Genomic DNA, 828 nt, shown 5'->3' with positions numbered 1-828 from the left:
ACGTCAACAATGCGAAGATATCCGACCCCGACGCCGTTATTGCGGCCAGCCAGTTGCTGCACGGGCGCTACCTGCTCCTGCGCCGGGGCAAAAAGAACCTGGCAACGGTGGAAGTCTCCGCGTCCTGACCAGCTTCGAAAACGCACCCTGCACGCTCCTTCCCGGCCGATTTGCACGGCCGGGGGGGAGCGTGTATTGTTTTCTGAGTCGCCGCCGTTGAGTGGTGACAAACCCCCACAAATGAGAAGCAATTCTTCATGCGCTAGGCGCACACAATGGAAATTGCTTCAATTCTGCTGGGCGGATTCGCTCCATAAAGTGAAATTCGGATGAAAATCGCGGATTTGCAAAGTGGAAATGAATGAAATAAGCTGTAAACATCGCAGCGAAGAAAAACGAAATAAAAAATTCATTGAAATGAATTGTTTCGGCAAGTATTCGAATGTGTCTGTTGTTTGAGAACTCAATAGTGTGCCAAGTTTGTTGATACCAATTTATTGTATATGGATTGGTTGAATGTGCCGGGCCCGCCACCCCGTGGTGTGGTCTGGTGTTTTTGGCTGGTTTCAAATTTTGTGCAGCCATTTTCTCCCGTTTTCCCGGGGGTGGTGGTTGTGTCTGTTTTACTTCAACGGAGAGTTTGATCCTGGCTCAGGATGAACGCTGGCGGCGTGCTTAACACATGCAAGTCGAACGATGACCCGGTGCTTGCACCGGTGATTAGTGGCGAACGGGTGAGTAACACGTGAGTAACCTGCCCTTAACTCTGGGATAAGCCTGGGAAACTGGGTCTAATACCGGATATGACTCCTCATCGCATGGTGGGGG

Annotated in this window: 1 protein-coding gene and 1 rRNA gene; both read left to right on the top strand. The window is 50.8% G+C overall.

The features are described 5' to 3' along the window. A partial coding sequence (locus AC1D2F_RS23900) for a hypothetical protein (protein WP_476967907.1) occupies positions 1 to 128 on the top strand: 128 nt, incomplete at its 5' end. A 500-nt stretch (positions 129 to 628) separates the two neighbouring features. Continuing rightward, positions 629 to 828: ribosomal RNA gene (locus AC1D2F_RS23895) — 16S ribosomal RNA — on the top strand; the annotation flags it as partial.

The sequence above is a fragment of the Arthrobacter sp. P1_B3 genome, assembly GCF_056406615.1.
The sequence above is the reverse complement of the archived record's forward strand: the minus strand, read 5'-3'. Positions and strand labels throughout refer to the sequence as shown.